Origin of the sequence: Denitromonas ohlonensis (assembly GCF_007625205.1) — a bacterium.
GTDB lineage: Bacteria > Pseudomonadota > Gammaproteobacteria > Burkholderiales > Rhodocyclaceae > Nitrogeniibacter > Nitrogeniibacter ohlonensis.
Map to the genome: position 1 here is coordinate 1 of NZ_VMNI01000040.1, position 3,548 is coordinate 3,548.

The 3,548-nt window shown below is 64.1% G+C and carries 3 protein-coding genes; all 3 read right to left on the reverse strand.

Going from position 1 to position 3,548, the window contains the following annotated elements; all coding sequences use genetic code 11:
• Nucleotides 1-795: phosphomethylpyrimidine synthase ThiC (locus tag FHP89_RS20870; protein ID WP_186300428.1), on the reverse strand; the 795-nt coding region annotated here is incomplete at its 3' end.
• A gap of 17 nt (nt 796-812) precedes the next feature.
• Nucleotides 813-1,850: a YeiH family protein gene (locus tag FHP89_RS20875; protein ID WP_391526020.1), complete on the reverse strand. Its 1,038-nt coding sequence runs from the start codon at nt 1,848-1,850 to the stop codon at nt 813-815.
• 179 nt (nt 1,851-2,029) lie between these two features.
• Nucleotides 2,030-3,548 (reverse strand): sulfoacetaldehyde acetyltransferase (gene xsc / locus FHP89_RS20880; RefSeq protein WP_144224982.1); only part of this gene is annotated, 1,519 nt, incomplete at its 5' end.

Sequence of the window (3,548 nt, forward strand, 5' to 3'; positions counted from 1 at the left end):
CTCTTCCGAGATGGACGAGCCGAGCGCCGAGTTGCCGATGTTGGCGTTGATCTTCACCAGGAAGTTACGGCCGATGATCATCGGCTCGGACTCGGGGTGGTTGATGTTGTTCGGGATGATCGCCCGGCCACGCGCCACTTCGTCACGCACGAACTCCGGCGTGATCGTCTCCGGCAGTGCGGCACCAAAGCTCTGGCCCGGATGCTGACGGGTCAGCAGCGCGGCCATCTTGGCGCCGGTGGGGCCCGAGTTCTTCAGCGACTCGACATAGGCGGCGCGATTCATGTTCTCGCGGATCGCGATGTATTCCATCTCCGGCGTGATGATGCCGCGACGCGCGTAGTGCATCTGCGTCACATTCGCGCCGGCTTTCGCACGACGCGGCTTGCGATGCAGACCGGGAAAGCGCAGCTCGTCCAGCTTGGCGTCGGCCGCACGCACCCGACCGAACTCGGAACTCAAATCAGAGAGCATCTCGGTGTCATCCCGCTCCTCGATCCAGCCCTGACGCACGGCCGGCAGGCCCGAGCGGATGTCGATCTTGGCGGCCGGGTCAGAGTAGGGGCCCGAACAGTCATACACAAAGATCGGCGGATTCGGCTCGGCCGGCGCGTCCGACGCGGTGCCGGGGGCGGCAAACATCAGCGGCGTGTCGTCTTGCGAGATCTCGCGCATCGGCACGCGGATGTCGGGGCGCGAGCCTTCAACATAGATCTTGCGCGAGTTGGGCAGCGGGGCAATCGCCGCTTCGTCCACGTGGGCGCTTGAGGCGAGGAATTTTTCGGGCGCGTTCATGTTCAAGTCTCCGGTGTTCAGGCGATGGCCCGGCTGATAAAGACGATGATCAGCATGTAAGTGGCGACAAAAATGGCTTCGCTGGACATCAGTGCGATGGGTTTCCAGCCGAGTTCGGCGAGCTTCTCGAGCGAGGTCTTCACGCCCAGCGCCGAGATCGAAATCACCAGGCACCAGCGCGACAGCTCCGAGCTGATTGCCACGGCTTCCTTCGGGATCCATCCCATGCTGTTGGCGGCGGCGAGCAAGGCGAACACCACCAGGAACAGCGGCAGGATCGGGGGCGGCTTGGCACCGACGGTTTCGGTCTTCTTTCGCTCGGCATGGAACGTCAACGCGAGGATCACCACTACCGGCATCAGCATGGCGACGCGGAACATCTTCGACAGCGTGGCGGCATCGCCTACTTCGGGGGAGATGATCAAGCCCGCGCCAACCACCTGGGCCACGTCATGAATGGAGCCGCCGAGGAACAGGCCGGCTTCGGCGGTGCTCATGCCGACCGTCTTGACCACCAGCGGGTAGAGCACCATCGCCACGGTCGAGAAGATGGCCACGCCAATGGCGGTGAGCAGGGTGTAGCGCTCGTTTTCGCGGGTGGAGGGCAGGGTGGCGGAAATGGCCATGGTGGCCGAGATGCCGCAAATGCCGGTGCCGCCGCCGGAGAGCAGGCCGAGCATGCTCGGCAGGCCGAGAATGCGCGCCATCAGCAAGCCGAAGCCGATGGTCAGGGCCACGGCGCCAACCAGTGCTGCCACGCCGATCAGGCCCAGGTCACTCACGTCGCTGGCGACGATACGCGCGCCCAGCAGCGCGACGCCGAAGCGCACCAGCTTCTTGGCAGAAAACTCGATGCCCGGAATGCACTTGTCGTTGTCCGACAGAAAGTGGAAGGCGATGCCGATCAGCAGGGCGTACAAGAATTGCGGGCCGCCGTAGTGCTCGGAGACAAAGGTGGCGGCGACGGCGATGACGGCGCACAGCATGATGCCGGGCACCATTTTCTTCATGTCGGCGAACATGCCTGGCGCCGCAGCGGTAGTGGATGTGCTCATGGTGTCCTTGTCCGGGTCTCTGTTGGGGCTCGGGGGGCCGTGCTTTGGAGGGCTCTGTTGGGGCCGGGGGGCGTGTTGGCGGTGAAGGTCATTGCCTTCGCCGTCCGATTGTCTGGGTGCCCCGGCATTGCCGGGGACTTGCCGGCACACCCCCGGTCAGGGGCGTGCCGGGTCAGGCATCAAACGTAGTCTTTGTACTTATCGAGGAAACGCACCGGCTTCGAGAGCGCATCACGACGGAACGGATCGCCCAGCTCGCGGGTACACATGATCTCGATGATGGTCGTCTTGCCCTCGTTCATCTGCATGTCGATGGCCTTCTTCAGTGCCGGGCCCACATCCTCGATCTTGTCGACCGTGATGCCCTCGGCGCCCATGGCGCGGGCGATCTCGGCAAAGGAGGTGTTGTCCAGCTCACCGGCGACGAAGCGACGGTTGTAGAAGTCCACCTGGTTCTTCTTCTCCGCACCCCACTGACGGTTGTGGAAGACCACCGCCGTGACCGGAATGTTGTGACGCACGCAGGTCATGGTTTCCATCAGGCTCATGCCCCAGGCACCGTCACCAGCGTAAGAGATGGCCGGACGATCGGGCGCGGCCGCCTTGGCACCGATGATGGTCGGGAAGGCGTAGCCGCAGTTACCGAAGCTCATCGCCGCGAAGAAAGAGCGCGGCTCCTCGAAACGCAGATAACTGTTGGCCACCGAGTTGATGTTGCCAATGTCGGTCGACACCATCGCACGCGGCGGCATCGCCTTCTCCAGCTCGCGCAGCACCTGACGCGGGTGCAGGTAGTCGCCACCCTGGAAAGTCTTCTCTTTCGCGTTCTCCTCGATCATGTCCAGGCTGAACGCATCCTTCTCGTGGGTCCACTCGTCGAGCTCCTTCTCCCACGCCGCCTTCTCGTTGGCGATGATCGCCGCGCGCTCGGCACGGTTGGCGTCACACACCAGATCCTTGCCCGCCAGACGGGCGGTCAGCGCAATGGCCGCCGCTTTGGCGTCGCCACAGATGCCCACCGAAATCTTCTTCACCAGACCCAGCATCTTGTTGTCCGCGTCGATCTGAATGATCTTCGCCTGCTTGGGCCAGTAATCCATGCCGTGCTGCGGCAGCGTGCCGAAGGGACCCAGACGCGAGCCGAGCGCGATCACCACATCGGCCTGCGCCATCAGCTTCATCGCCGCCTTGGAACCCTGGTAACCCAGCGGGCCGCACCACAGCGGGTGGCTGGCCGGGAAAGAGTCGTTGTGCAGATAGCTGTTGACCACCGGCGCACCCAGGCGCTCGGCCAGTGCCTTGCACTCCTCGACCGCCCCCGACATCACCACACCACCGCCCGAGATGATCACCGGGAACTTGGCCGTGGCCAGCAGCGCAGCGGCGTCGTTCAGCGACTGCTCGCCGCCGGGGCCGCGATCCAGACGCGAAGGCTTCGGAATCTCGCAGGTGATCTCGCCGTAGAAATAGTCACGCGGAATGTTCAGCTGCGTCGGGCCCATCTCGCTCATGGCGCGATCGAAACAGCGCCCCGTGTACTCCGCCATCCGCGCCGGGTGCGTCACATGGCCCTGGTACTTCGTGAACTCCTGGAACATCGGCAGCTGGTTGCACTCCTGAAAGCCGCCCAGACCCATCGTGCCCGTGCCCGTCTCCGGCGTGATCATCACCACCGGGGTGTGCGCCCAGTAAGCGGCC

Coding starts and splice junctions, on each gene's coding strand:
- FHP89_RS20875 (WP_391526020.1), bottom strand. CDS start 1,850: ATGAGCACATCCACTACCGCTGCGGCGCCAGGCATGTTCGCCGACATG.